General features: G+C 56.4%; 21 protein-coding genes, 2 tRNA genes and 1 pseudogene. 1 reads left to right on the top strand and 23 read right to left on the bottom strand.

Translation table 11 applies throughout. The features are described 5' to 3' along the window. Positions 1 to 168: 168 nt before the first annotated feature. The 13 genes from KGA89_RS07700 to KGA89_RS07640 all read right to left on the bottom strand — a co-directional run bounded on the left by KGA89_RS07700 (position 169) and on the right by KGA89_RS07640 (position 13,842). Positions 169 to 2,457 (bottom strand): hypothetical protein, encoded by a 2,289-nt coding sequence (locus KGA89_RS07700; protein WP_223471107.1) that lies wholly within the window; start codon positions 2,455 to 2,457, stop codon positions 169 to 171. Further along, the gene (locus KGA89_RS07695) at positions 2,454 to 3,596 is read right to left on the bottom strand and encodes a hypothetical protein (protein WP_223471106.1); all 1,143 of its coding nucleotides are present in this window, start codon (positions 3,594 to 3,596) and stop codon (positions 2,454 to 2,456) included. The genes KGA89_RS07700 and KGA89_RS07695 overlap by 4 nt, the downstream gene beginning before the upstream one ends. A gap of 276 nt (positions 3,597 to 3,872) precedes the next feature. Then, complete coding sequence (locus tag KGA89_RS07690) at positions 3,873 to 4,148, bottom strand: hypothetical protein (protein WP_223471105.1); 276 nt, start codon at positions 4,146 to 4,148, stop codon at positions 3,873 to 3,875. After that, positions 4,145 to 5,122 (bottom strand): integrase domain-containing protein, encoded by a 978-nt coding sequence (locus KGA89_RS07685; protein WP_223471104.1) that lies wholly within the window; start codon positions 5,120 to 5,122, stop codon positions 4,145 to 4,147. The genes KGA89_RS07690 and KGA89_RS07685 overlap by 4 nt, the downstream gene beginning before the upstream one ends. A gap of 909 nt (positions 5,123 to 6,031) precedes the next feature. Further along, positions 6,032 to 7,354, bottom strand: a complete 1,323-nt coding sequence (locus KGA89_RS07680) for a tyrosine-type recombinase/integrase (protein ID WP_223471103.1) — start codon at positions 7,352 to 7,354, stop codon at positions 6,032 to 6,034. A gap of 172 nt (positions 7,355 to 7,526) precedes the next feature. Beyond that, positions 7,527 to 7,602: transfer RNA gene (locus KGA89_RS07675), tRNA-Thr, on the bottom strand. Positions 7,603 to 7,677: 75 nt separating this feature from the next. Continuing rightward, a complete protein-coding gene (locus KGA89_RS07670) occupies positions 7,678 to 8,502 on the bottom strand; it encodes an FkbM family methyltransferase (protein ID WP_223471102.1) in 825 nt (274 codons plus the stop codon). A gap of 331 nt (positions 8,503 to 8,833) precedes the next feature. Next, positions 8,834 to 10,066: a methyltransferase gene (locus tag KGA89_RS07665; RefSeq protein ID WP_223471100.1), complete on the bottom strand. Its 1,233-nt coding sequence runs from the start codon at positions 10,064 to 10,066 to the stop codon at positions 8,834 to 8,836. Then, positions 10,047 to 10,736 (bottom strand): ABC transporter permease, encoded by a 690-nt coding sequence (locus KGA89_RS07660; RefSeq protein WP_003196788.1) that lies wholly within the window; start codon positions 10,734 to 10,736, stop codon positions 10,047 to 10,049. The genes KGA89_RS07665 and KGA89_RS07660 overlap by 20 nt, the downstream gene beginning before the upstream one ends. After that, positions 10,733 to 11,428 carry an ABC transporter permease gene (locus KGA89_RS07655; protein WP_003196790.1) on the bottom strand — a complete coding sequence of 232 codons (696 nt, stop codon included), beginning with the start codon at positions 11,426 to 11,428 and terminating at the stop codon, positions 10,733 to 10,735. The genes KGA89_RS07660 and KGA89_RS07655 overlap by 4 nt, the downstream gene beginning before the upstream one ends. Before the next feature lie 78 nt (positions 11,429 to 11,506). After that, positions 11,507 to 12,262 carry an ABC transporter substrate-binding protein gene (locus tag KGA89_RS07650; protein ID WP_003196792.1) on the bottom strand — a complete coding sequence of 252 codons (756 nt, stop codon included), beginning with the start codon at positions 12,260 to 12,262 and terminating at the stop codon, positions 11,507 to 11,509. A 13-nt stretch (positions 12,263 to 12,275) separates the two neighbouring features. After that, positions 12,276 to 13,049: an ABC transporter ATP-binding protein gene (locus tag KGA89_RS07645; RefSeq protein WP_003196795.1), complete on the bottom strand. Its 774-nt coding sequence runs from the start codon at positions 13,047 to 13,049 to the stop codon at positions 12,276 to 12,278. A gap of 301 nt (positions 13,050 to 13,350) precedes the next feature. Next, positions 13,351 to 13,842: a hypothetical protein gene (locus KGA89_RS07640; protein ID WP_223471098.1), complete on the bottom strand. Its 492-nt coding sequence runs from the start codon at positions 13,840 to 13,842 to the stop codon at positions 13,351 to 13,353. Between the two features lie 230 nt (positions 13,843 to 14,072). Between KGA89_RS07640 and KGA89_RS07635 the strand changes: the two genes are divergently transcribed. After that, on the top strand, positions 14,073 to 14,522 hold the full coding sequence (locus KGA89_RS07635) for a carboxypeptidase regulatory-like domain-containing protein (protein ID WP_223471097.1): 450 nt from the start codon (positions 14,073 to 14,075) through the stop codon (positions 14,520 to 14,522). A 9-nt stretch (positions 14,523 to 14,531) separates the two neighbouring features. On the opposite strand, the gene KGA89_RS07630 is transcribed toward KGA89_RS07635, so the two are convergent. The 10 genes and pseudogenes from KGA89_RS07630 to KGA89_RS07585 all read right to left on the bottom strand — a co-directional run bounded on the left by KGA89_RS07630 (position 14,532) and on the right by KGA89_RS07585 (position 23,304). Then, positions 14,532 to 14,978, bottom strand: a complete 447-nt coding sequence (locus tag KGA89_RS07630) for a hypothetical protein (protein ID WP_003196799.1) — start codon at positions 14,976 to 14,978, stop codon at positions 14,532 to 14,534. A gap of 40 nt (positions 14,979 to 15,018) precedes the next feature. Next, positions 15,019 to 17,253 (bottom strand): ATP-binding protein, encoded by a 2,235-nt coding sequence (locus KGA89_RS07625; protein WP_003196801.1) that lies wholly within the window; start codon positions 17,251 to 17,253, stop codon positions 15,019 to 15,021. Continuing rightward, on the bottom strand, positions 17,250 to 17,855 hold the full coding sequence (locus tag KGA89_RS07620) for a biliverdin-producing heme oxygenase (RefSeq protein ID WP_223471095.1): 606 nt from the start codon (positions 17,853 to 17,855) through the stop codon (positions 17,250 to 17,252). The genes KGA89_RS07625 and KGA89_RS07620 overlap by 4 nt, the downstream gene beginning before the upstream one ends. Positions 17,856 to 18,016: 161 nt before the next feature. After that, a pseudogene (locus KGA89_RS07615) lies at positions 18,017 to 18,532 on the bottom strand (PDDEXK nuclease domain-containing protein); the annotation flags it as partial. Positions 18,533 to 18,658: 126 nt separating this feature from the next. Next, entirely contained in the window at positions 18,659 to 19,066 is a 408-nt protein-coding gene (locus tag KGA89_RS07610) for a hypothetical protein (protein WP_003196808.1), read from the bottom strand. A gap of 61 nt (positions 19,067 to 19,127) precedes the next feature. Then, positions 19,128 to 19,457, bottom strand: coding sequence for a DHCW motif cupin fold protein (locus tag KGA89_RS07605; protein WP_003196810.1), 330 nt, complete (start codon positions 19,455 to 19,457; stop codon positions 19,128 to 19,130). Positions 19,458 to 19,573: 116 nt separating this feature from the next. Continuing rightward, positions 19,574 to 19,649: transfer RNA gene (locus KGA89_RS07600), tRNA-Phe, on the bottom strand. A gap of 102 nt (positions 19,650 to 19,751) precedes the next feature. After that, entirely contained in the window at positions 19,752 to 20,024 is a 273-nt protein-coding gene (locus KGA89_RS07595; protein ID WP_003196814.1) for an oxidative damage protection protein, read from the bottom strand. Continuing rightward, positions 20,021 to 21,088, bottom strand: coding sequence for an A/G-specific adenine glycosylase (gene mutY / locus KGA89_RS07590; protein ID WP_223471094.1), 1,068 nt, complete (start codon positions 21,086 to 21,088; stop codon positions 20,021 to 20,023). Before mutY ends, KGA89_RS07595 begins: the two co-directional genes overlap by 4 nt. Further along, positions 21,085 to 23,304, bottom strand: a complete 2,220-nt coding sequence (locus tag KGA89_RS07585) for an AsmA family protein (RefSeq protein WP_223471093.1) — start codon at positions 23,302 to 23,304, stop codon at positions 21,085 to 21,087. The genes mutY and KGA89_RS07585 overlap by 4 nt, the downstream gene beginning before the upstream one ends. Positions 23,305 to 23,416 lie beyond the last annotated feature (112 nt).

Raw genomic sequence — 23,416 nt, 5'->3', positions numbered from 1 at the left:
TGAGTTGGAATGTTATCGCCGGCTATCTCAATGGATAATACGCCGGAATCGGAAAGTAGGTGTCTTAGCGGACAAGTAGAACGTTGTACGCCCTACCTCAAACCATTGTTTGGGGTAGGGTAGAAGGCACCTAAAATTTCCTTTCATCTAGTCTCTAGGTTACCCTCGCTAGAATGGGATAACCGCAGGTAGTTCCTCACCTTCGTCAAAGTTACCAAACAGTAAAGCCTTGGCATGATCATAAAGTGTAGCTGTTAGTGGAAATTTTTTTGAATCAATATTTAGTGAGCTCAAACTCTTAATGTGGTCTTTTTTTATTTGTAATTTTGACGAGCAAATTGCGAGGAGGAACTCTGGCAGAGCCTCAGATGTACTTGCGTCAGGATTTTGAACCATTCGCTCGACTAACGACCCAATGATTTTGCTACTTACATCATCGGCGCTATAGTCAAGTTCTCTTGGTTTTGCAGATCTAAGAACGGAAGCCTGAATTATGCCTTCATTGAATCGATCAAATAGTAATGGGTCAAGTTGCTTCAGAATGTATCCACCTTTAAGAGGTGCTGGATCTTTTGGGTTCTTCGTGTACCTCAATCCTTGCAGGACACTTGAGATAGTGAAATAAACTGTCGCTTGATGTTCCCAAATTTGGCTATTGTCTTTTTCATTCCAGAATGCAAATGTCTTGCCCAAAGTCATGTCATTCCCAGTTGGACTTTTTAGGAAGATTTTATCTCCGAGACCCTGGTTCGTACTATCAGTAGCTTTGCGTAGTTCCAGAGACCTTTGGTTTAACAAACTCCTTGCTCTTTTCGATAGTTTAACATTTTGCCTAACAAGCTTTATAACCTCGTGCTCCCGATCCCATGAGGTTACTCTATGCTCGTTTATTGGCAACATGATCTCTTCGATAGCATTGAACTGATGAGAGCCTAAGCTGGGGTTCCCATTGTTGTAACATAGGTCATTCTTTAGTTTCGAGTATCCCGCCCAGTCGTTGAACTTAGCGAATCCAACAACATAGCTAATTGGTAGTTTGTCGAATGCCCGCAATTTTCGGCTTATGTCAAGGAGTGATTTTCCTGTCTGAATTGAGCCTGCTACGACTACAATTCCGTGCTTGGGGGATCGCGTCTCGATTTCGTTCACCGATGATATCGTGACGTTTTTACCTAGGCGTTTGACTTCCTTTTTTATTGCATTCGCTAGGTCACAAGCTCCTTGGTCATTGGCATGCACAATAAGATCGGCACTGAGTGGGAAGTTTCTCGCTACGTAGTTCTTGATCTTTTTTTGATAATTAGAGTTTTTGATAACCAGCTTGCTTACATCAATAAAATACTCTGGTGTTGCGTTGCTTTTTCCATCCAGTCCATCATAAAGACACTTAAATGCCTTGCTGTCTTTATAACTTGAAATTAAACCTCTGAGCGAAGCGGTTGAGTCTTTGGCAATAGGTAAGTAGAACTCGGACTTTGGAGCTTCGAAAACAAACTGGCTATTTGATAGGGATAGTGGGATCGATTTTTCGTATATGCACATTTCACATTCATGCTCCGAGCTTGAGGTGAAATTTGCAAACAAATCCAATTTATACTTGATGTGAAAATTCGTCAGGTTAACAAGTGCCGGGGATGTAGGTTTAGCGGTGGAGGCGAATAACGATACGATTTTGGCTTGCTCTAAACCTGACTTTGTTTTTAGTTTATTTAAGAGATCGTCACTCGTTGAGGCTGATATTAGAACAAGTGTATTCTCGGTGCCGGAAAATGTATAACTCTCAAGACCCTTATAGGTTCCAAAAGAGTCTATGAATTCACAGAGATCATCGGAGAAACGGCGTTTTATGGAAATTAGTTCATACGCAAGCGGAAAAATACCAGCTGTATCTGTATAGATTTTGTCGATTTTTGAATTCACATGTTTCAGCAGATTCATCGCGAGAAAAGATATCTCGGCGCTTCGCTGCATCACATTGGAGGCCTTCATGAATTTTCGTGAGTGTTTCCCCGAAGGTTTTACAAAATGATAGTTTGGCGAAGACTCCATTATCAGATTGTTTCTTGAAAGAATGTCTATTAAACCATGGTCAACTATCCTTTCAAAATTTTTTGGCAGCCCGAACAAAGGATTCGCGCTATCTTCGATTTTTTCTAGGAAGGACGCAGCACCTTTTGAATTAATTAGGGCTAGATGTAGATTTAGAGTTTGGTAGTTATTTATGCTCTGTTTTAATTTTTTAATTTCGTTAGGTTGTTCGATGAAGTTTTCTAGAATGGTTGCTCTATTAAAGTCTGCCGTTATTATTACAAGTTCTCTAGAGAAGGGAGAGCCGTCAAATGCATTTTTGATAACTGCTTTGAATTTTACGAGATCGAATCCGTAGCTTGCGATATAGCAAACTAAAATATTCTGATGAGGGGAAATGTCTGCTCGATATAAATAGAAGCTATTCATTTTAGTGGCACCAAAATAGTGTAGCTGACCCCTTCAACTTCGTTCATCTCACTAAAGATATTTTGCTGACCAGTTATTTCATCGAATAGTAGAACGTCAGGAGTATCCGATTCAGGCTGTTCGGTAATGGGATTTAATCGATAATCTCGGTACATGGCCAATCGCCCAGTTCGAATAGACAGATAGCCTTGCCGGTCATTCAAAATTTTGCGCGCTCTGTCCAGTCCGCGGCCCAAACCTATTCCGTTGGGCTTTGAAGTAATTCCATTTTTGAAGCAGCTCGTAACTACCTCAGATTCTTCAATTAAGGTAGGGCGCTCTTTGGGTCTTGGGAAACTTTTATATACTCCAGGCCCGCTATCAAAAACTGAGATTTCAAGTACGCTCAGGCTTTCTTTGTTGGGGCGAAATGTATCAATGTAGGACGCTATAGAGTTGTTTTCACCACAAATACTAGATGCGTCGACTCCTGTCGGAATTAAGTGGGAGTTCAAGATTGCAGCTCTCACCGATCTGGAACTTTTCCCCTTCGCGTAATCTGATCTTCCATGCTGGTCAGTATTGTCTACTAACTCCGCTAACAATTCACCAATTCCGATGTAGTCACGGGTCCTGAGTTTTGAATCTTTCGCAATTTTCTTCAGGTATTCTTGAATTATGTCAAAATAATATGATGCGGTTTGTGGCGCTTTTGCTTCATTGTCTGAATAGTAAAAGCACTCGGGTCTAGCGTATTTATCAATCGAGTGATCAATTGCGAACATTTGTATTTGACGACCCTTCCTGAACACAGGAATGTCGAATCTTTTCACAAGAAGACTAGATAATTCTCGTTTGATTGGTTTTTTATTTTCACCGATAATATCATCGGCCATTAATAGCGCAGTCAGGCAAATCGGATCTTCAATGATGTCGGAGGTATTGTTTTTATTTTCTGGGTTTACCCAGGAAAAGTATAAGGGGGAACCATATTTTTTTTCTTGGGTTATAAAAAACTGAGAAAGCCTTGATACTAGCCCAATGCGTAGAGTTTTAAATCCATTTGGTATTAATAAAGTTTTTCCATTGCTATATTTTTCATAAAGATCTTCAACGTGGTCAATGGAGGTATCCTTGGCTATTAACTTTGGCGAAGTCATCAATTGATTCCTTGTCAAATCTCTTTCTGCCTCTAGGAGTAAAGAAGTAAGAGCGGTTTTTGGGCTGTATCTGACGATATCTCAACGCTATCAGTACGTCTACCGCCTGCCTCGATCCAAGCTGTGCCAAAAAAGCAACGGAATCGAGAAGTCTACGTCGCTACGTGAAATCCTCCAACGCGCGCTAATTCCGTGTCGCTGATTTTAAGTAGGAGCGTGCTCTGTAGTTAGTCGAAAACACTTTCATACAGCCTTGTCCGGATACTGGCATTGAGCCTAACGTTTGAACAGCCAGGATTTTCCTAAGCGAAGAGTGAGCAAATGAATGGTCAGCAGATAGTAGTAACGCGTCGATTCGGCGCGCTGGTTCACGTGGTGATTTAGAAACCATGTGAGATGCTTTTGCTGCCAAGTCCATGGATTGTTGCGTTGCCAGCGATCAGCGATTGCTGTTTGGATGGCCTTCGCTTGACGCAGGTGGCGCTGGCGGGTGGAGTGCGAGCCGGTGAGTACGCCCCCCAGGAACAGCTCCATATCGAATGGCATGCTCATGCCCGCCCCCCAATGTAAGCCAATACCACGTCTATACGGTTGTGTCCGAGTTCATAGCTGATTTGCACTCGGGCCGCCTGATCAAGGTATCGGTCGAGTTGGTAGCAATGGCCACCGTTTATGGGCGCAGGATGATGGGTGATTTGTTCATAGCGTTCGCACGCATAGGCCGCCCGCAATTCGTGGAAGCCTTTGAGGTTGTGCTTATGAAGGATGTCCCGTGCGGGGCGGACGATTCCCTGCAAGAAATCGAGGTAGCGTTCGTTCGGTGCGAGGAGGTTGCGGCTGCCGTCGGGCGAGGCCTGATCGGCAAATCTCAGCGCGTCACGAATATGATCATCAACCCAGATCCAGCGAGGTGCCGAAGCGCCTGAGCGGCCACCTTTGGTGCCATCCTGGATGTTGATCTTGCCGTATCGTTCAGCCTCACGCTTCAGGCGCGGAAGGTCGGCCAAGATCGTCTCGCGCATGCGCATGCCGGCGGCTCGTGCCAGACGCGTAATGGCGGCGGCACGTGGATGCTGCTCGCAGAGCGCGTCGACGATCCGCTGCACTTGTTCATAATTCTGACCTTTCGGAGCCGTAGTGCGGACGGTGGTGCGCTGCAATCCCAAAGCCTGGCTTGGACTTGCCACCCTCACATGCTGATCACCGCGCAGTGCTGCCATGGTTCGGTTCACACTGGACAGTCGGTTTTGCGCGGTAGCAATGCCCAGTTCGCCGCGTTCAACTAGCTGACGCAGGTGATCCGCGTAAGTCAGCAAGGTCTGCCGATCTATTTGCCGGGCATCGTTAAACTCTGGCCCATCTACTGATCGACACCATCGTACGAATGCCTGCCATCGATCACTGTGCGCCTTGACCGTGCCGTAATGCCCGCCGCCAAACAGATCTCGCAATGCTTGCGGCCCGGCATAGCTCAATTGCCGGCCATAGCCAAAATTGCGCCCATCCCGTTTACCGACCAGTGCCATGATCGAACTCCTCTCGAAGCCAAAACCTTTGAAACCTTCCTCACGTCATCCCGCCATGGATGTTGAGTGTTATCAGGGATCAAGGCCCCTGCGACCTGTGAGGGGTGTCCACTCACGCGGGACTGGCGGCTCCTTACGACCGGGAGCTTGGGCATCTCATGATCTGGCCTCCTGAGCACTTCCGAGGAAGTGGGCGGGTGGAGGCTGCACTGGCTGACGAGACCAACGCCGCGAGATCCTGAGTCGGGTGAAGGCAGTAATGCGATGACCGGGGCATGCCTGACTGTCAGTCAGGTGCAGTCCATTCCGTAGGCTGCGGCACCATCATCTGCATCGCTGTTGCTGGTGACGTCGGTGTTTGTCACGCCGATTGTCACGAGGGGGAATGCCGCAAAGCCTTGTACGAGTTGGGCTGCAGCAGCGGTAGGAGCGCCCGTCTCTTTCCGGGAGAAAGAGACGGGCGCAGGTTGGCGCAAGGAAATGGCCAAGCGGATAGGTTGCTGCAAGGCAGCTATGAAAGGGGGAAGTTGCCGCAGTGGGCACACTGGTAAAAGTAGGCATCCATCACATCGCTGTGACCGTGCGAGCCGCCGGACGCTAATCGCACTTTGGGAGAACCACCACGGTGTGGCGTAGCCTTAAAGGTTCTGACTACCTGGGCTGCTGTCAACGACAGCGCTTGCCCGATCTTTTCTACGCCTGTGGATAATTTGGGTCAAGGCTCGAGTTTTCGGGAATTCTGCGGCTGTGGATGAAATTATCCACCGGTGGAAATCAGTGGTTTTCCACAGACAGTTGCGTGGGCTTTAGATTTTTTAAGTGAGGTCCATCCAAGCAGGGCGGCTTTGCAGCCCTGCTTGGATGGACCCGCGTGGACAAGCGGATCGCTGAGATATGAAGACCGAGCGCTTACTCAGTTGCGCCACGTTTTGCTTTTAGGCGAGTGACGTTCGTTCCGGTCTGGTTTGCAAACTCGTGTGGAGTGACATGCTCCTGCCGGTTGGCCTCCAGGTACCGGCTCCACCAGTTCATGATCAGCCTGCGCTCCTCGATGAATTCGGCCTTGTGGATGTAAGCGGCGCGGACGTTGTTGCGTTCTTTGTGGCTCATCTGCCTTTCAATGGCGGTCTCGGACCACAGTCCTGACTCAATCAGTGCGCTACATGCCATCGAGCGGAAGCCATGGCCACAGATTTCGGTTTTGGTGTCGTAACCCATATTTCGAAGCGCGCTGTTCACCGTGTTTTCAGACATTGGTTTCGACGGGTTGGCATCGCCTGCAAATACCAGGTCGAATTCGCCGGTGAGGGTACGGATCTGTTCAAGCAGGGTCACGGCTTGCGGCGATAAGGGTACAAGGTGGATGTCCCCGGCCATCTTCGTACCTCTTGTTGAAAAGGGTACTCCGTCCAGCGCGGGTCGAGTGTCCGGTATCTCCCAGGTGCCGCGCTTGAGGTCGAACTCGCTCCAGCGGGCGAAGCGCAGTTCGCTGGAGCGTACGAACACATGCAGCGAGAGCATGACCGTCAGACGGGTAAGTGCGCGGCCTTTGTAGGTGTCGATACGCTCCTGCAATTCAGGCAGGCGCGATAAGGGTAGAGCGGGGCGATGAACCACTCTCGGGGCTTTGATCAAACCTTCAAGGTCGTAGGCAGGGTTTGCGGTGATCTGCCGAGAACGCTTTGCCTCGCGCATGATGCTTTGCAGGTAGTTTTGTACCCTTAAAGCGACGTCAATCGTGCCGCGCTTCTGGATCGCTTCCAGAGGTTGCATCAGGTCATGGGTGTCCAGATCGACAATGGAGCGAGCGCCGATCAGCGGGAAGACGTGGGTTTTTAGGCGGCTCAGAACTGTCTTGGCGTGGCCCGGTGCCCATTTGGCAGACATCGCTTTGTGCCAGTCCAAGGCTGCGCTCTCAAAGGTTCGGCCTCGGATTGTGGCTTGCGTCTTGGCTTGGTGTTTGGACTCGATGGGGTCGATGCCTTCCGCCAGCATCCGCTTGACCTCCAGGCGCTTCTTGCGCGCATCGGCGAGGCCGACCACGGGGTAGTTGCCGAAGGAGGTCAGTCCTTCACGACCATCAGGTTTTACATACCTGAAACGCCAGCCTTTACGGCCATTGGGTTGGACTAGAAGGTAGAGGCCGTCGCCGTCGAAAAGCTTGTAGGCGCGGTCGGTGGGCTTGGCTGAACGGCAAGCCGAATCGGAGAGTGGGGCAGTGGTGCGCGACATAAGGGTACTCCTCCCTTTATCGAATGACCTTACCCCTATCTTTATCCTTAAAACGGCTGGTATCCATAAGATTTTGGCGGAATCCGACGGAACGCCAAAACGAAAAAACCCGCCAGAAGGCGGGTTTTTCGGGGGTTTCAGAGATTTTGAAAGCCTTCTCTGGAACCTTGGATGGTGCCGGCACCAGGAGTCGAACCCGGGACCTACTGATTACAAGTCAGTTGCTCTACCAACTGAGCTATACCGGCGTGTGGGCGACGATTATAGCGATTGGGTGCGTTCTGTAAACCCCTGAATTCTGACTATTTTTGCACGACCCATGCTCAAGCGCGGCGCAGCAGGGCGCGCATTTTCTGCAAGGCTCGCCACGCACGACTGTTTTGCATGGCCTGGAGTTGGGCTTCGGCCTGTTCAGCCCGTTGCAGGGCGGCGCTGAGCTGTTGGTCTGCGTCGTCGATGGGGTGGCTGAATTTGTGGCCTTTGCAGAGTTGGAAACCGTCGAGGTTGCACGGGGGGATGTCGAAGGCGGGTTTTAGGGCCAGGTGTTCTTCGGCGAGGTAGTAGGTGTTGATGCCGTCGAACAGGATGGACTGGTAGCCGGCACCGGTCACCAGGGTTTCCCAGGTCTGGTCACGGGCCCATGGGGTTTCGATGAGGATGATCCAGGGGCGCCAGCGGCTGAAGTCCATGCCGCGCAGGACGGTTTCCTCGTGGCCTTCGACGTCGATTTTCAGGAAGTGGATGGGGCGGTCCTGGGCGTATTGCTCGCAGATGGAGGCCAGGGTTCGGGATTGGACGGTCTGGTTGCGCACGTCCATGCCAGCGTCGCGGTGTTGTTGGGCGACGCTGGCTTCTACTGTGGATAAGCCGGTGTCAGCGATGGTGTAGAAGGTCAGGCTGTCGGCGTTTTCGCCGGCCACGCATTGCAGGTTGATGTCGTGGGGGCGTTGTTGGCAGAGGGTGTCGTAGTAAGCCAGTACCGGTTCGATGTTGATGCCGCGCCAGCCACGATCGTAGAACGCTCGGGTGACCGAATCATCTGTCGGATGGTTGGCGCCGACGTCGAGGTAAAAGCCGTTTTCCACCGATTGAAGGGCGCGCCACAGGCGTATGTCTTCGAAGTTCTGTGCGTAGGAAATGAACGTCACGGCCAGTCCTTGAGTGTGTCGGCATTGTGTCAATCACGATACGTTTGGCTGTTGTATAGCACGGGCGCGGTGGACGCAATTACTGGCGCGGGGCAGCACTGAATTCGGCGGTTATGTCGTTTTGCTTAGACGCTTATGCACAACGGGCAGGATGAGGCGGATGGAACCTTGCGTTTTTGTGACCGCTTTCTCGTTTCGTCGCAAATCCCTGTTTTCATGGTTTTTTATCCATATGAACAAAAAATGACCAATGTTGAATCGGTCAGGAAATCGCGAATTTCTTGGATCCAGGTTTATTTCATCAACAGAGTTATCCACAGGGTGTTTCGTCTCAGCAACGCTCTGCCAGCAACATCAGATTGCGCGGCGTAAGCGGTGTTTCGCAGAAGGAGCCGAGGCGAACCTCGTAGCCTTTTTGACTGAGGAAAAGCGCCCGGTCCAGCACCAGCCAAAGCTCCAGCGGCCGCCGGAAAAGGCCTCGCAACAACTCCAGGTTGCGCACTTCGGCCAGGCGCTGATGGCCTGCTGCTTCCAAGGCGAGCCAATCCGGCGTGCCGACTGTGGATAAGTCTTTCAGGGCCGCCAGATCGATGCAGTATTGGGCGAAGGATTTTTCCAGCCAGGTGCTGGGCAGTGAGGGGGTGGGTAGGTAGTCGTCGCACTCTCTGATGTGCCGTTGCAGCAGGTCGAAGCCCAGGCGCCGGGCCATGGACTGGTCTCGTTGTCTTCTGACGCGGGCGCCAGCGGTGACGGTTTCGGTCAGCGGCAGGCTGAGATCATCGAGCGACAGCTGTAGGACAGAGCCCTTGGCGGCGTCGGACAGTGCTTGATAACGCTCGGTGTTGATGCGGTTGTAACAGCACGGTGCGATAGCCAGTTGTGCACAACCAGCGGCGCTGGCCAGTTGCATCAAGCGCACATGCAGGTCGCCGCAGGCGTGCAGGGCCACAGGCGTGTGTCCGGGGTGGAGCGCCTGGGTTGCGTCCGCCGCCAGCACGTCTTGTTGCAGATGTGTGGCGGGCAGGCGATGGCGCAGGCTCAGTTGTTGGCCGCTGGCGACCAGTGCGGGGTCGTATTCCAGGCAGGTCAGTTGCTGCTCACCGTGCAGCAGGCGTCGACCGAGGTGGCCTTTGCCGGCGCACCAATCCAGCCAATGGGTCGGTTGGGTGGTGAAGTGCAGGCGGCTGGCGAAGGCTTCGATCTGCTGCCACTTGCGTCCGGGCACGTCGACGTTGAGGCGATGGCTTGGTGCCTCAAGCGTGCTGGCCGGCAATTCTGCGACAGCGCTCAATGCACGGGAGATAGCGGCCAATTCGGGGAATGGAGCTGGCGCGTGTTCCATCAACCACGGCTGATGATGGTCGTTTTCCGCGGCCTCCAGAGAACGCTGGCGTAGCCATTGGGACAATTCCGGGTGGGACGTTTCCCAAGGCAGTTGCAGATGGGTGAACGGACGCGGTTTCCACAGTGCCTGGTGCGCCGTGAGAAAAGTATCCAGCGCCGTGAAGCGGGCGAGTAGAGCCTCGCCCGTCAGCACTCCACTGTCAGCGCCCTTGGCAGGCATCGATGCGCAACCAGCGCTCCAGCTGCTTGAAGCCTTGCACCAGGACGAAGGACATCAACAGATAGAACATGCCGGCCGCGAAGAATATCTCCACCGGCATATAGGTCCGGGCAATGATGGTACGGGCCATGCCGGTGAGTTCCAGCAAGGTCACGGTACTCGCCAGGGCACTGGCCTTGAGCATCAGGATCACTTCGTTGCTGTAGGCCGGCAGGCCGATGCGCGCGGCGCGGGGCAGCATGATGTAGAGCAGCGCCTTGGGCCGCGACATGCCCAGGGCCCGCGCGGCTTCGATCTCGCCACGGGGGATGGCCTGGATCGCGCCGCGCAGGATCTCGGCGATGTAGGCGGCGGTGTGCAGGGTCATGGTGGCCGTGGCGCACCAGAACGGATCCCGCAGGTACGGCCACATTGCACTGCTGCGCACGGCATCGAACTGCGCCAGGCCGTAGTAGACCAAAAACAGTTGCACCAGCAGCGGCGTGCCACGGAAAAAGAAGATGTAGGCGTAGGGAAACGCCCGCACGTACCACAGGCGCGAAGAGCGGGCAATGCCCAGTGGAATCGCCAGCAGCAGGCCGGCGATCACGGCGATGGCCACCAGTTCCAGGGTCAGTGTCGCGCCCTGGGCCAGCTTCGGCAGCCACTTGATGATGACGTCCCAGTTCATTGGGTGCTCCTGGTAAATCCACGGGCGGCGCGTCGTTCCAGCAGATGCATGCCGATCATGGCGAGCACTGTCAGGCCCAGATACATGAATGCTGCGACCATATAGAAGGTGAACGGTTGTTTGGACACGGTCACGCCGATTTGCGCATGGCGCATGATCTCTTCCAGGCCGATCACCGAGACCAGCGCGGTGTCCTTCATCAGGATCATGAACAGGTTGCCCAGGCCTGGCAGGGCGATGCGCCACATCTGCGGCATGATCAACCGGGTGAAGATCCGCCACTTCGACAGGCCCAGGGCTACGCCGGCCTCACGGTGGCCCTTGGGGATCGCCAGGATCGCGCCGCGAAACACTTCCGTGGCGTAGGCGCCAAAGCACAGGCCCAGGGCAATGACCCCGGCGGCAAAGGCGTCGAGGGCGAGGTCCGGTTTGCCGAAATACTCACCCAGGGCACGCATCAGGTTGACGGTGCCGAAATAGATCAACAGCACCCAGAGTAATTCCGGGATGCCGCGAACCAGTGTCGAATAGGTGCCACCCAGCCATTGCAGCGGCTTGTACGGCGAGGTCTTGGCCAAGGCGCCGAGCAGGCCGAGCCCCAGCCCCAGGCAGAGGGCTGTGAGCGCCAGTTTGACGGTCATCAGCGCGCCGGCGGCGAGCGCCGGGCCGAATCCGTAGAGATCGATCATCATGGGTAAGAGTTCATATCGCGGCAGGCTTTGCTAAGGGCCGGCGTTGCCAGGGAACAGCGCCGGCCAGGCACGTCAGTATCAATAGATGCTGAACGGGAAGTACTTGTCGTTGATCTTTTTATAGGTGCCGTCGGCAATGATTTCCTTGAGGGCGGCGTTCAGCTTGTTGCGCAGCTCGTCGTTACCCTTGCGCACCGCAATGGCGATCTTGTCGCCTTCCACCACCGGGTCGCCCTTGAATTCGTAAGCACGGCCAGCTTCGGTTTTCAGCCAGTCGTAGTTCACGTATTTGTCCGCCAGGATCGCGTCGACGCGACCGGAGGTCAGGTCCAGGTAGGCGTTTTCCTGGGTGTCGTAGAGCTTGGCGGTGATATCGCTGCCCAGTTCGTCTTCCAGCCAGGTACCGGCGAGGGTAGAGCGCTGTGCCCCGATGACCTTGCCTTTGAGAGACTCTTTATCGACTTTGAAATCGACGTTTTTCGGTGCGATGAATTGCAATTTGTTGGAGTAGTACGGGTCGGTGAAGTCCACGGCTTGCTTGCGCTCGTCGTTGACCGACAGCGAAGAAATCAGGAAGTCGAACTTCTGGGCCAACAGGGCGGGAATGATGCCGTCCCAGTCGGAAGTGACCACTTCGCACTCGACTTTCATCTTGGCGCACAGGGCATCGCCGATGTCTTTATCGAACCCCACGACCTGGCCGCTGGCGTCCTTGTTGTTGAACGGAGGATAGGCCGCTTCGATGCCCATCTTCAGTTTGTCGGCCGCCATGGCGCTGGCCGAAAAGACCAGGCTGGCCGCTGCGGCCAGGAGGAATTTCTTGTAGGTCTGCATGTGTACTGCTCCGTTAGCGGTTGCTGGACATGAATTGTTTGCAGCGCGCCGAAAGCGGGTTCTCGAAGACCTGCTGTGGCGATCCTTGCTCCTCGACCAGACCTTGATGAAGGAACACGACTTCGCTGGAAACCTGACGGGCGAACCCCATTTCATGGGTGACCAGCAGCATGGTGCGTCCTTCTTCGGCCAGGGCGCGGATCACACTAAGTACTTCCTGGACCATTTCCGGGTCAAGGGCGGAGGTGGGTTCGTCGAACAGAATCACCTTGGGCTGCATCGCCAGTGTGCGGGCGATGGCGGCGCGTTGTTGCTGGCCGCCGGACAGTTCGGCCGGGTAGGCGTGGCGCTTGTCGGCGATACCGACCTTGGCCAGCAGGGCTTCGGCCACTTCGACGGCTTCGGCCTTGCTCTGGCCAAGCACCCGGCGCGGCGCTTCGATGATGTTATCGAGCACGCTCATGTGCGGCCAAAGGTTGAAGTTCTGGAAGACAAAACCGATCTCGCTGCGCATGCGGTTGATCTGTTTGCCGTCGGCGGCCACCAGTTCACCGTTCTTTGCGGCCTTGAGCTTGAGTTCTTCGCCGGCCACCAGGATCTGGCCTTGGTTGGGGTTTTCCAGCAGGTTGATGCAGCGCAGGAATGTGGATTTGCCGGACCCGGAGGATCCGAGGATCGAGATCACATCGCCGTCGCGGGCGGTCAGCGAGACGCCTTTGAGCACCTCCAGCTGTCCGTAGCGTTTGTGCAGGTTGCGGATTTCAAGCGCGGGCGTGGCCTGGGCCATGTGCGGTCCTCATGGTATGTGCTCCCTTGCTGTTGGCTGCCTTCCTTGGCGAGGCGGCCAAGCTAGCATGCGTCCGAATGGCAGCCAACAGCGCTACGGGCGGTAAACCGGTGATGTGCGGCAGGTTGTCGCATCGGCGCAGCAGACTGTCGCGCCATCAACAACCTAACGGCCGTTTGATCCTGGGTTACCGGTGAAAAGTCCGGGGAGTCGCGTAAAAAAAGGCGCGATGGTGCCAGCTTTGGGCGGGGGTTGGAAGGGTTAAACGGATGAGCGTTGCCGCGATCAAAAGTCTGTTGGGTTATTCGGGCGCGTCCCACAGTATTTTGAGAACCTCTCTGAAGCTGACCCATGCAATTTTGAAATCCGCCTGAACTTCAGGGCTATGAAGCCAATGCTTCGCTGCTTCCTGATCGATATCGTCAGCCCAACTTCGGTAAGCGATCAGGGTATTTTCGACCAGGTTTTGGACTGCCATGGCCTCGTTTTCGGCATTTTGACTGTCCAGAAGCTCGGGCTGTTCATCCGTCATCGCAATGAGTAATCCGAGCATCCTGACCATCATGTCGATGCGCCCCGTCTTTTCTTCGGCGTCTTGCATCTCATAAAACAGTGACAGGAAATCTCCGGGGCGTTCTTTGAATTCGTCTTGCAGGGCATCCAGGAAATACGGATCGTCGTATTCGGGAAGATCAAACGTGACAGCAGCAGGCTTGGTACGGCTGACGCGTATTTGCTTGGCTTTTGCTTTTGCACGCTTGGCGCGTTTTTGTTGCTTGTTCGCGGAGGCCATGGGTGTGGTCCCGTTATTTGTAGTGGAAGTTAGATATTGGCATCGAGCATGAACTCGATCCATTGGAATCAGTTAAAAGCATAGGGCAATGAAGGGGCATGTAAATGGTATATGCCGGTTGTGCGATAGGTTCGTCCTAGTCAATAGTCCCAATCGATCTAAACCTTAACCCGCTACGGTGCTCCAAAAAGAACTCATGTGAGTTGTTTCCAGAACCTGGAGTCCTCGCCATGAAGCTCATTCATTATCTTATATTACCTTTCATCGCCATCAGCATCCTGCTGTTCCCCATCGCCCTCAACGCCACCAACCTCGCGCCCATAGACAACGCAGGCGTGCAGGTCCAACCCATGCAGCAGAACGGCATCACTTATCTGTCGGGCGGTATCGGTGAGGACGAAGCCCGGGCCATTGGGCAGGCCCAGGGCTACAACCTGCACATGACATTCGCGGTCGGCCCGGAAAACAAATACATCCCGGATGTGGAGGTCGTCATCCAGAACGCGTCGGGGCAAACGCTGCTGACGCTGACTGAGGCCGGACCGCTGGTTTATGTGCAACTGCCGCCGGGCAAGTACAGCGTGGTGACGACGCGCAAAGGTGAGGCGCGGCGCGACACTGCTGAGATAGGCAGCGGGGCCGCGCGCAACCTGGTGTTCCATTGGAACGGTGACGAATAACCGGCCGGCTTATTCGCTGGCGGGTTCTTCCATCGACTGGCGATACCGATCCAGCGCCTCGCTGAAGTCCTTGATGAACTCCGGTGTGCTGAGCCAGCGCTGGGCGGTCTCGCGGTCCATTTCATCGACCCACATGCGGTAGTCCACCAGCATGTCGGCGGCCAGGTTGGTCGCTGCCATGCTTTCGTTTTCGGCGTTTTTCAGGTCGAGCAGGCCTGGGCGTTCGATGATCATCTCGCTCAGGGACGCGAGCAGCGTGTCGAGCATTTCACTGCGGCTGATGGCCTCGGCTTCGCGCAGCTTGGCGAACAGTTCCAGCACGTAGACCGGTGGTTGGGCGGTGGCGTGGGCCGGGTCGCCATACATTGGGATCGATTTGCGCCCGGTCATGCGGATCTGCTTGGCTTTGTCTTTGGCGCGCTTGGCGCGTTTTTGCTGCTTGTTCAGTGAGGCCATTGGGCTTCGGTTTCCAATTCGTTAGGGGACGGTGCCTGGCTCAGTCGATTTTCGGCACGGTAAAGCGGAATTCGCTGCCCTGGCCTGGCTGGCTTTCGGCGTGCAGTTTACCGCCATGGGCCTGGACAATCCCCTTGGAAATGTACAACCCCAGCCCGGTGCCGTTCGGGTTGCCTTCCTTGGTCGTCCAGTAGCGCTCGAAAACATGAGGCAACTGCTCTGGCGCGATCCCTTCACCAGTGTCCCGAACGCTGAACACGATCTCATCGCCGACTGACATCGCACTGATGCCCACGGTGCCTTGTTGCGGTGTGAACTTGATGGCGTTGCCAATCAGGTTCGACAGCACTTGGAACAGCCGCTCGGGGTCGGCATTGATCCTCAGGTTGGGTTCGGCATGGAAGGAAATGTCGATGGCCTTGGCAGTGGCCAGCGGCGTCAGCAGCGAGCAGGCGTCTTCGAATATCTGGCTGACGTCCATCGGCTGGGGATTGATGGTGTAGCGTCCGGCATCGATGCGCGAGGTGTCGAGCAGGTCTTCCAGCAGCGCGTTCATGCGGCTGGTGGCCTGTTGCATGGTGTCGATGGCTGATGAGATTCGCTTGGAACTGTGGGAGCCGTCGGAGCTGAAGGCCTTTCGCATCATGCCGCAGAGCATGGAAATGACCGTCATCGGGCTGCGCAGGTCATGGGACACCACGGCCACCAGTTCATCGCGGGCCTGCACGGCCTGGCGCTCCTTGCGCACCTGTCGGGCCAGATCGTTTTCCAGGGCCGAGCGCCGCAGGTCGTTGGCGGCGAACAGATCGCCATGGGTCCATTTGGTGCTGATGCCGGCCATTTCGACTTTCCAGATCTCGAAAGACGTCCGGGGCCGCAGGCGCAGGCCGGTCTCGCTGTTTTCCAGGTCCAGGGGTTTTTGCGGGTCGCCGCTCCATTGGAGGGTTTGTTTCACCTCGGGACGGAACCACAGCACGCCGTTTTCCACTGGCTTGGGCAGGTGGATCGCCAGCACGCCGCTCGCCACGTCCTGATAAGCCTGGGCAGGCGCGAAGTCGCTGCTCAGGTTGTGGTGGGATAACACCGGTTTGCCGGTTTCCAGGATCCATTTGTGCAGCTCGCGGATCTGTTCCGGTTCCGGGCACTGGCCGTGGCGGTGCAGCTTGTTGTCTTCGAAAATCGCCACGCCGCTGGCGCCGGTCAGGTCCATGAGCCGTTGTGGCTCATGGGACAGGCCATCGAAGACGTTTTCGCTGGACTCCGCCATGACGGTGGCGAGGACCTGGAGGTCTTCCAGCTTGGCGTCCCGTTGCCGGTTCAGTTCCAGGGCCTGCATGGCGCTGATCTGCAACGACAGCACCTGGCCGATGGTCTGGCAGGCCATGCGCATCTCATGGGGGACCAGCAGCGGCTGGCGATTGCCGCAACTGATCAACCCCCACAGGCGTTCGCCTTCCATCAGCGAGATGCTCATGGAGGACAGCACGCCCATGTTTTTCATGTATTGGCGGTGGATCGGCGAGACGCTGCGCAGCGTGGCAAAACTCAGGTCCAGGGGCGCCTGGGCGTCGGGCCGCAGTTCCGGGACCAGCGGCACCGGCGCGTAGTCGGCGTTGGGGATGATCCGCAGCCAGTTGGTGCGATACAGCTCGCGGGCCTGTTCGGGAATATCCGAGGCCGGGAAAAACAGGCCCTTGTAGAGCTCCATCGACGGCGCGCTGGCCTCGGCGATCACCTGGCCGTGGCCTTCTTCCTCGAAGCGGTAGATCAGTACCCGGTCGTAACCGGTCATGGCCTGGATTTCCCGCACGCTGATTTCGTACAGGGCCTGGAGGGTTTTCGCACTTTGCAGGCGTTGCAGCATGCGGCCCAGGTTGGCCTCGCCGCTGACGCCTTCAGGGCGATAGTCGCTCAGGTGTTGCTCCAGCTCGACGATCAGGGCGCCCTGATGGCGATGCACCAAGGCGTCAAAGCGCTGCTGGTTCACGACAATGGCCACGGGCACGTTGTCGCTTTCCGGGGCGGCGCGACAGGCGACCAGGATCGCCTCGGCCTGTTCCAGCCCCAACAGTGCGTCCAGCGTCTGGCCCAACAGCCTGTGGGGATCCTGACCCATCAATTGCAAGGCGTTGGCGCTGACCTGACGGATCACGAAATCGGGTTCGGACAGCATCAACAGCACGCCATGAGGCTGGATGGCCCCGGGGAAGCGAATCGGTTCATCTGCGCAATTGGCCAGCAGCTCTTCGAAGGCTTCCTGGTTTTCCGGGGTCATAACAGTACCTTTTGGCTGTCCAGCCAGTGTTCGAAATGAGTGAACGTCGCCTTGGCGGCGCTTGTGACTTCGAGCGTCTGGGTCTCGCCAAGGTTCCTGTCGTCCAGGTACTGAAGGAAATCCTTCCAGCGTCGGCCAGTGAGTTCGCCATACACATTGAGAAAGGCAGCACCGCTGCAAGCATCGAGACCGAGCTGCTCGGCCACCCTGCGCCGCAGGATCTGCCCGCCGAGAGTCGCACCTTCCAACACATAGGAAACGCCGAGGGCGGCGGCCCGGGAGTCGATGCGCGGCAGCGCCTGGCAGGTGGGCAATGCCTCGATAGCGGTTTCATCCAGGCCCAGTGCCGTGAGGTCGGCCCGCAATACCGGAAGTTTGATGCGCAGGGACTGGTCCAACCCGGCCGGAATCAGTGCCAGCACATGTAGCCGTTGTTCCAGCGGTTGATAAAAACCGTAGTAGGCCGCCATCAGGCGTCGGTACAGATCCGGGTCCAACTGTGGCGAGAAAAACGGCAGGCGTTTTTCCAGGGCGACGTGCAGTTCAGCGGTTTCGGTCCGCAATGCCTGGATCAGAGAAGGGTGGGGCGCGGCCGGTGACATGCAGGATGAAGCTCGTTGACTGAAGCATTGCTGGAAAAAAAGCGCGCCAATCTTACATGGGTTTTTTGAGTGTGCGCTCATCAGGTTGGCCTTCACTTCTTCAAGTCGCGGTACCCGATTGCCGCCCCTCTTCAAGTCGCGCCTGTTCGCGATCCAGCTCGTACAAAGCACTTGAGCAGGTAGTTGTAGAAGACCAGGTCGATGTAGAAGTCTTTGCTTTCGGTGCTGATGCGCTGTTGGCGGGCGACAAAGGCGAAGCCTTTTCCCAGTTCCAGAAGGAAGCCTTGTAGCTGGTCGATCAGGGCTTGTTCGAGGTCGGTTTCCAGCGGCATGCCGGTATTGGGCAATCCTAGGAACTCAAGGACCACGGGATCCCTGACGATGTCCCTGGGACCGAAATCCAGCTTCTCAAGATTGGCGGCCGCTTCCTGCTCTACCGCAGGCCGGTCGTGGCTTGCCAGGAGACGTTCGTAATAGAACGTGCCGATCTGTCGTTCCAAGGCGCGGGTGGACCAGTTTTGAGTGACGGCTTCGTTCATGTACCAACGGCGTGCATTCGCATTTTCGACGCGTGGCAGCGTTCGATAGTGAGTCCAGCTCAATTCGTGACGCAGTGCGTCACAGATTGGAGACGCCTGATAAAAGAGGCGCATGTAGCGCAAATTTGAGAGGAAAAATAGCTGATTGACGCAGGACGGGTATGACGCCGTCCCATGTTGGTTGACCTTGGCTTGTAGGAACTATTCCCGCAGCCTGTCAGCCACCGCGAACCCCTTCGCCACAAAGCGCTTGGCGGGTGACAGTCAGACCTTGCCTTGCGCCAGTGCCTGGGATGCAGCCACATAATCGGCCTGGAATTGCTTGCTTTCTACCCAATCCAGCGCGGTCTGTTCATCCACACCGGTGGTCAAGCGGCGGTATTCGATCAATGCGGTAAAGATGAAGTCGGTCGCTTCTTCCTCACCTTCCTGCTCCAGCACCAGCTCCAGCAGTGGATGCCCCAGGAAGGCGATGCACATGGCCTGCTGGCTGATCTTTTCGGCAGCGCCCATGAGTTGGAACATCTCCGTCAGGTCCACGGTTTCCAGATCGATGCGCTCGTCGTTCGGGTCGAGGAAATCGTTCGGCGCAGCAGCACGCTTGGTACGGTTCTGCTTGGCTTTCGCCTTGGCGCGCTGGCTGCGCTTCTGCTGTTTGTTCGCCGATGACATAGTCGGATTCCTGATGGATAAGGCTATCTATCCTACAGCTTCAGCGGGAGTGCTTCGAATCTCAATCCACTACGAAGAGCGTAGCCCCCGATGAAGTGGAGGATCGATGGGGCTCGGCCTGGTCGGCTACCTGGTAGCTCATGCCGGGCTTGAGCAAAAATTGCCGGCCATCTTCAAGTTCAGTATTGAGCTCGCCCTTGAGGCAAAACAGGATGTGGCCCTTGGTGCACCAATGGTCGGCCAGGTACCCCGGCGTATATTCCACCATCCGCACGCGAATGTTCCCGAACTGTTGGGTGCGCCAATAAGCGATTCCGGTGATGCCTGTGTGCTCGGTGGGTTCGATGGTTGACCAATCGGTGGTGCCAAAGGGGATGCCGGTGATGTCCATGTCGACTCGCTTGCTAGAGGGGAGCGGACGAATGTAGCCGAGTCGATAAGGCGGAGGAAGAAAATCCCGGACAATAAAAAACCCCGATCAATTTCTTGATCGGGGTTTTCGGTATTTGGTGCCCAGAGACGGAATCGAACCGCCGACACGGGGATTTTCAATCCCCTGCTCTACCGACTGAGCTATCTGGGCAACGGGGCGCATTAAACGGGTTTTTCAGGGGGGCGTCAAGCAAGTTTTCAAAAAATATTTAACTATTACCGTCGCTTACGATCCGCCCCCGTACTGAACAGCTTATTCGGACGGCGGTACGTAGCCTTCGGCCTTGGCGTAATCTTCGCCGGAAAAGTACTTGTCCATCTCGCCCTGAAGGTATTTGCGATCTTCAGCGTTCATCATGTTCAGGCGTTTTTCATTGATCAGCAGGGTCTGGTGTTTCTGCCAGTCGGCCCAGGCCTTGGCCGAGACGTGGTCGTAGATGTCCTGGCCCTTGGCGCCCGGGAAGGGTGCACGTTCCAGGCCTTCCAGTTCTTCTTTGTACTTGCGGCACATGATGGTGCGGGTCATTGCAACTCTCCTGCGTTCATTACGGCAGCCGCGCGTTCGAGCAAGGTTTTGACCGGGGCGGCAAGGCCCAGGCGCGGCGGGGTGGCGAGGTTATACCAGAGCCAGTCGGCCTCGGCCACGTGATGGCCGGTTTCCCGGACCCGGACCAGCCAGGGTTCGATCGCCAACTGGAAGTGGCTGAAGGTGTGCACCAGGCTTGGCATTTCCTGTTGGCTGCCCAACTCCAGCGAGTGTTGCAGGGCCAGATGCTGCAGGTCGTCGAGGTCGTCAAGTTCCGGCAGGCTCCACAGACCGCCCCACAGCCCCGTGGAAGGGCGACGGTAAAGCAGGATCGCGCCTTCGTGGTTTGCCAGCATCGGCATCAAGGTGCGCTTCTTGGGCACTTCCTTGCGAGGCTTGGGAATCGGGTAGCGGGTTTCCAGGCCCAGCATGTGGGCCTCGCAGCCTTGCTTCAGCGGGCAGAGCAGGCAACTGGGCTTGCTACGGGTACAGAGCGTGGCGCCCAGGTCCATCATCGCCTGGGTGTAGGCGTTGACGCGGTCCTGTGGCGTGAAGCGCTCGGCGGTGGCCCACAGCTGTTTCGCAACCTTGGGTTCGCCTGGGTAGCCTTCCTGGGCGGTGAAGCGCGCCAGTACCCGCTTGACGTTGCCATCGAGAATCGGCGCCCGCAGGCCCATGCTGATGCTGGCAATGGCACCGGCGGTGGACAGGCCGATCCCCGGCAACTCGGTGAGTTTTTCCACGTCCTGGGGAAATTCGCCGCCGTACTGCTCGACGACGATTTTCGCGGTTTTCTGCAAGTTGCGCGCACGGGTGTAATAGCCCAGCCCGGTCCACAGGTGCAGCACTTCGTCCTCCGGCGCGGCGGCCAGGGCTTGAACGGTGGGCAGCGAGGCCATGAACCGGTCGAAGTAGTTGAGCACGGTACTGACCTGGGTCTGCTGCAACATGATTTCCGAGACCCACACCCGATAGGGCGAGATGGCTTGTTGCCAGGGCAAATCGTGGCGCCCGTGGCGGTCGAACCAGTCCAGTACGGCGGTGGAAAACTGCTCGGCTCTCATCGCTTGAACAGTCCCTTGAGTGCATCTTTGAGTTCGGGGCTGACCTTGTCGCCCAGCTTCTCATCGATCTTGTCGCCGAGACGGTCACCGGCCAGTTTCGCCGCGACCTTGCCCAGCCCGTCGTTGTCCAGGCGGCAGGCCTTTGCGCCCAGTTCCAGCGGGCCGCGGCAGCGCAATGGCCATTCGACGTCGACGTAGCGTTCGTTGACCTGGCAGGCCGGGTCGGGCATGTCGCTCTTGTCGCCTTCGACGATGACGCCGACGCGATAGTCCATGCCCAGTACCCGCAGGTCGATGTCGCCGTTGCCGTTGACGGTCATGCCGGGGATGCGGACTTTCAGGTCCGGGTTATTGGCAACGCCATTGTTGAAGGTGAGATTGCCGTTGAGTTGCTGGAACGGCGTGTCCTTGCCCCGGGGTTCGCCGCTGAGGGTCTTGCGATTGAGGGTGGCGATGCCTTTGCACAATTGCTGTTCGAGGTTGGCATTGAGCAGCACGCCATCGTTGATGACGAACCCGGCGGTGCCGTTGAGGCTGTCGATCAGGGCTTTCTGGCTATTGCCGCTGGCGGTGATCGCGCTGTTGACGGTGACCAGGCCTTTGACCGGCGGATTCTTGCCTTGGCTTTCGATGATCTTCTCGGCAGGGACCCGGTTGATGCGCGTTTGCAGGCTCAGTTGCGGCGTAGGCTGGCGCACGTCCAGGGTGCCCTTGGTTTCGAAGTTGCCGCTGTACAGGTCGCCTCGCAGATTCTCCAGGGTCAGCAGGCCGCCCAGGCCGATAGCCTTGAGCGCAGCGTTCTGGATCGGCAGTTTATCGAGAGTCAGTTGCCCGAAGGTCAGGTCGGCATCGAGGTCCAGCTTGCTCAGGCGTTCCACTGGAAACAGTCGATCGTTACTCCAGGCGCCCTGGGTCGGGGCGCTTGGCAGCGGTGTACTGCCGGCACCGACCATGGCGCTGGCTTCGGTGTTGCTGACTTCGGCCTCACGGGCTGCCTTGGAACTGTCGGCTTCGGCGGACTTCGGCGCCAGGTAACGGTCGACGTTGAACGTGTCGGCCTTGAGCTGCGCGCGCAGGGACTGCTTGGCAAAGTCCTCCACGGCGATGCGACCGCTGAAGTTGCTGTCGTCCACTTTCAGGTTGATGTCGTTGAACTCGACACTGGTTGGCGTACCGGCAATGCGGCTGGACAGCTCGACCTTGCTCAGGCTGCCTTCGGCCATGGCTGGGAATTTCTGGCCAACGCTGTCGACGAACTTCGCCAAGTCGAACTGGGCGATCGACACGCCGCCATTCAACTGCGGAGTCTTGTCGAGGTCATTGACCTTCAGTTCACCCAGGGCGCGCAGTTGATTGAGCGACAGTTTGATGCCGGTCCATTCGGCGACGTTTGCGGCTTTGTCCAGGAACAGTTGGCCTTGGGCGGAGAAGTTCAGGGTCTTGCCCTGCAAGGGGTCGCCAGTGGCTTCGCCGGACAGTTTCAGGTCTTCGAACTTGTAGCGCTTCAAGGCACGTTCGAAGCGCAGTTCACCCGTCACTTCGGTACGTACGCGTACGGCCGGCTGGTTGCTGGACAGGAATGCGGTCAAGGTGACCGGGATATTGGTGGAGTCATGGACCGGGCCGGTGCTCAGTTGGATGCTCTCCGCCGTGAACAGCTTGCCGGTCTGCTCGTCGGTGTATTCGACCCGGGCGTTGTTCACGGTCAGGCTATCGATATCCAGTCGGGTCGGCTGGGCAGGTTTTTCTGCCGGGGTGCTGACGGGTGGGGTCGGTTGTTCGGCCGGCACGTTCGCCGTCGACGCAGAGGTCGGCACCTTGCCGATGTCTTCCCAGTTGCCGTGCCCGTTCTTGTCACGGTTGAGCCGCAGGTTCAGGCCTTCGACCCGCACATCGCTCATTTGTACTTCCCGGCGCAGCAGCGGTATTACCCGGACCGAAAGGCCGAGCATCTGCAGGTCGGCGAAAGGCTGGGTCGGACTGGCCAAGGTAGCGACGCTGGCGTCGTGCAACTCAAGGCCCAGCCACGGAAACAGGCTCCAGCCGATGTCGCCATTGAGGGTCAGCTCGATGTGGGCCTTGTCGCGGGCTATCTGGCGGATCTCTTCTTTGTAGTCGTTGGGATCGAACAGGTGGGTCAGGGCAAAGCCCAGGGCCACGATGATCAGCAACAGCCCGAGAAGTACCAGACCCAGGATTTTGCCGAACGCTTTCATGGGCGAATCCTTGTAGGTTGAGTTCAAAATTTAGCCGGGAGTATAACGCTGTGGGTTGGTGGTGGTGCGTTGGGACCGCAAATCCACTGTGGGAGCGAGCTTGCTCGCGATA

It is taken from the genome of Pseudomonas sp. A-RE-22, from assembly GCF_019956035.1.
GTDB lineage: Bacteria > Pseudomonadota > Gammaproteobacteria > Pseudomonadales > Pseudomonadaceae > Aquipseudomonas > Aquipseudomonas brassicacearum.
Note: the sequence above shows the minus strand (reverse complement) of the source record. Positions and strands in the feature narration are given on the sequence as shown.

Bases quoted from the DNA above. Each gene is read 5' to 3' on its own strand.
- KGA89_RS07620 (WP_223471095.1), bottom strand. From the start codon at position 17,855: ATGTCACCGGCCGCGCCCCACCCTTCTCTGATCCAGGCATTGCGGACC.
- KGA89_RS07685 (WP_223471104.1), bottom strand. From the start codon at position 5,122: ATGGCACTGGTCGGTAAACGGGATGGGCGCAATTTTGGCTATGGCCGG.
- mutY (WP_223471094.1), bottom strand. From the start codon at position 21,088: ATGAGAGCCGAGCAGTTTTCCACCGCCGTACTGGACTGGTTCGACCGC.
- KGA89_RS07610 (WP_003196808.1), bottom strand. From the start codon at position 19,066: ATGTCATCGGCGAACAAACAGCAGAAGCGCAGCCAGCGCGCCAAGGCG.
- KGA89_RS07630 (WP_003196799.1), bottom strand. From the start codon at position 14,978: ATGGCCTCACTGAACAAGCAGCAAAAACGCGCCAAGCGCGCCAAAGAC.
- KGA89_RS07635 (WP_223471097.1), top strand. From the start codon at position 14,073: ATGAAGCTCATTCATTATCTTATATTACCTTTCATCGCCATCAGCATC.
- KGA89_RS07655 (WP_003196790.1), bottom strand. From the start codon at position 11,428: ATGATGATCGATCTCTACGGATTCGGCCCGGCGCTCGCCGCCGGCGCG.
- KGA89_RS07665 (WP_223471100.1), bottom strand. From the start codon at position 10,066: ATGCCTGCCAAGGGCGCTGACAGTGGAGTGCTGACGGGCGAGGCTCTA.
- KGA89_RS07680 (WP_223471103.1), bottom strand. From the start codon at position 7,354: ATGTCGCGCACCACTGCCCCACTCTCCGATTCGGCTTGCCGTTCAGCC.
- KGA89_RS07650 (WP_003196792.1), bottom strand. From the start codon at position 12,262: ATGCAGACCTACAAGAAATTCCTCCTGGCCGCAGCGGCCAGCCTGGTC.
- KGA89_RS07645 (WP_003196795.1), bottom strand. From the start codon at position 13,049: ATGGCCCAGGCCACGCCCGCGCTTGAAATCCGCAACCTGCACAAACGC.
- KGA89_RS07585 (WP_223471093.1), bottom strand. From the start codon at position 23,304: ATGAAAGCGTTCGGCAAAATCCTGGGTCTGGTACTTCTCGGGCTGTTG.
- KGA89_RS07595 (WP_003196814.1), bottom strand. From the start codon at position 20,024: ATGACCCGCACCATCATGTGCCGCAAGTACAAAGAAGAACTGGAAGGC.
- KGA89_RS07625 (WP_003196801.1), bottom strand. From the start codon at position 17,253: ATGACCCCGGAAAACCAGGAAGCCTTCGAAGAGCTGCTGGCCAATTGC.
- KGA89_RS07700 (WP_223471107.1), bottom strand. From the start codon at position 2,457: ATGAATAGCTTCTATTTATATCGAGCAGACATTTCCCCTCATCAGAAT.
- KGA89_RS07640 (WP_223471098.1), bottom strand. From the start codon at position 13,842: ATGGCCTCCGCGAACAAGCAACAAAAACGCGCCAAGCGTGCAAAAGCA.
- KGA89_RS07660 (WP_003196788.1), bottom strand. From the start codon at position 10,736: ATGAACTGGGACGTCATCATCAAGTGGCTGCCGAAGCTGGCCCAGGGC.
- KGA89_RS07605 (WP_003196810.1), bottom strand. From the start codon at position 19,457: ATGGACATCACCGGCATCCCCTTTGGCACCACCGATTGGTCAACCATC.
- KGA89_RS07695 (WP_223471106.1), bottom strand. From the start codon at position 3,596: ATGACTTCGCCAAAGTTAATAGCCAAGGATACCTCCATTGACCACGTT.
- KGA89_RS07690 (WP_223471105.1), bottom strand. From the start codon at position 4,148: ATGAGCATGCCATTCGATATGGAGCTGTTCCTGGGGGGCGTACTCACC.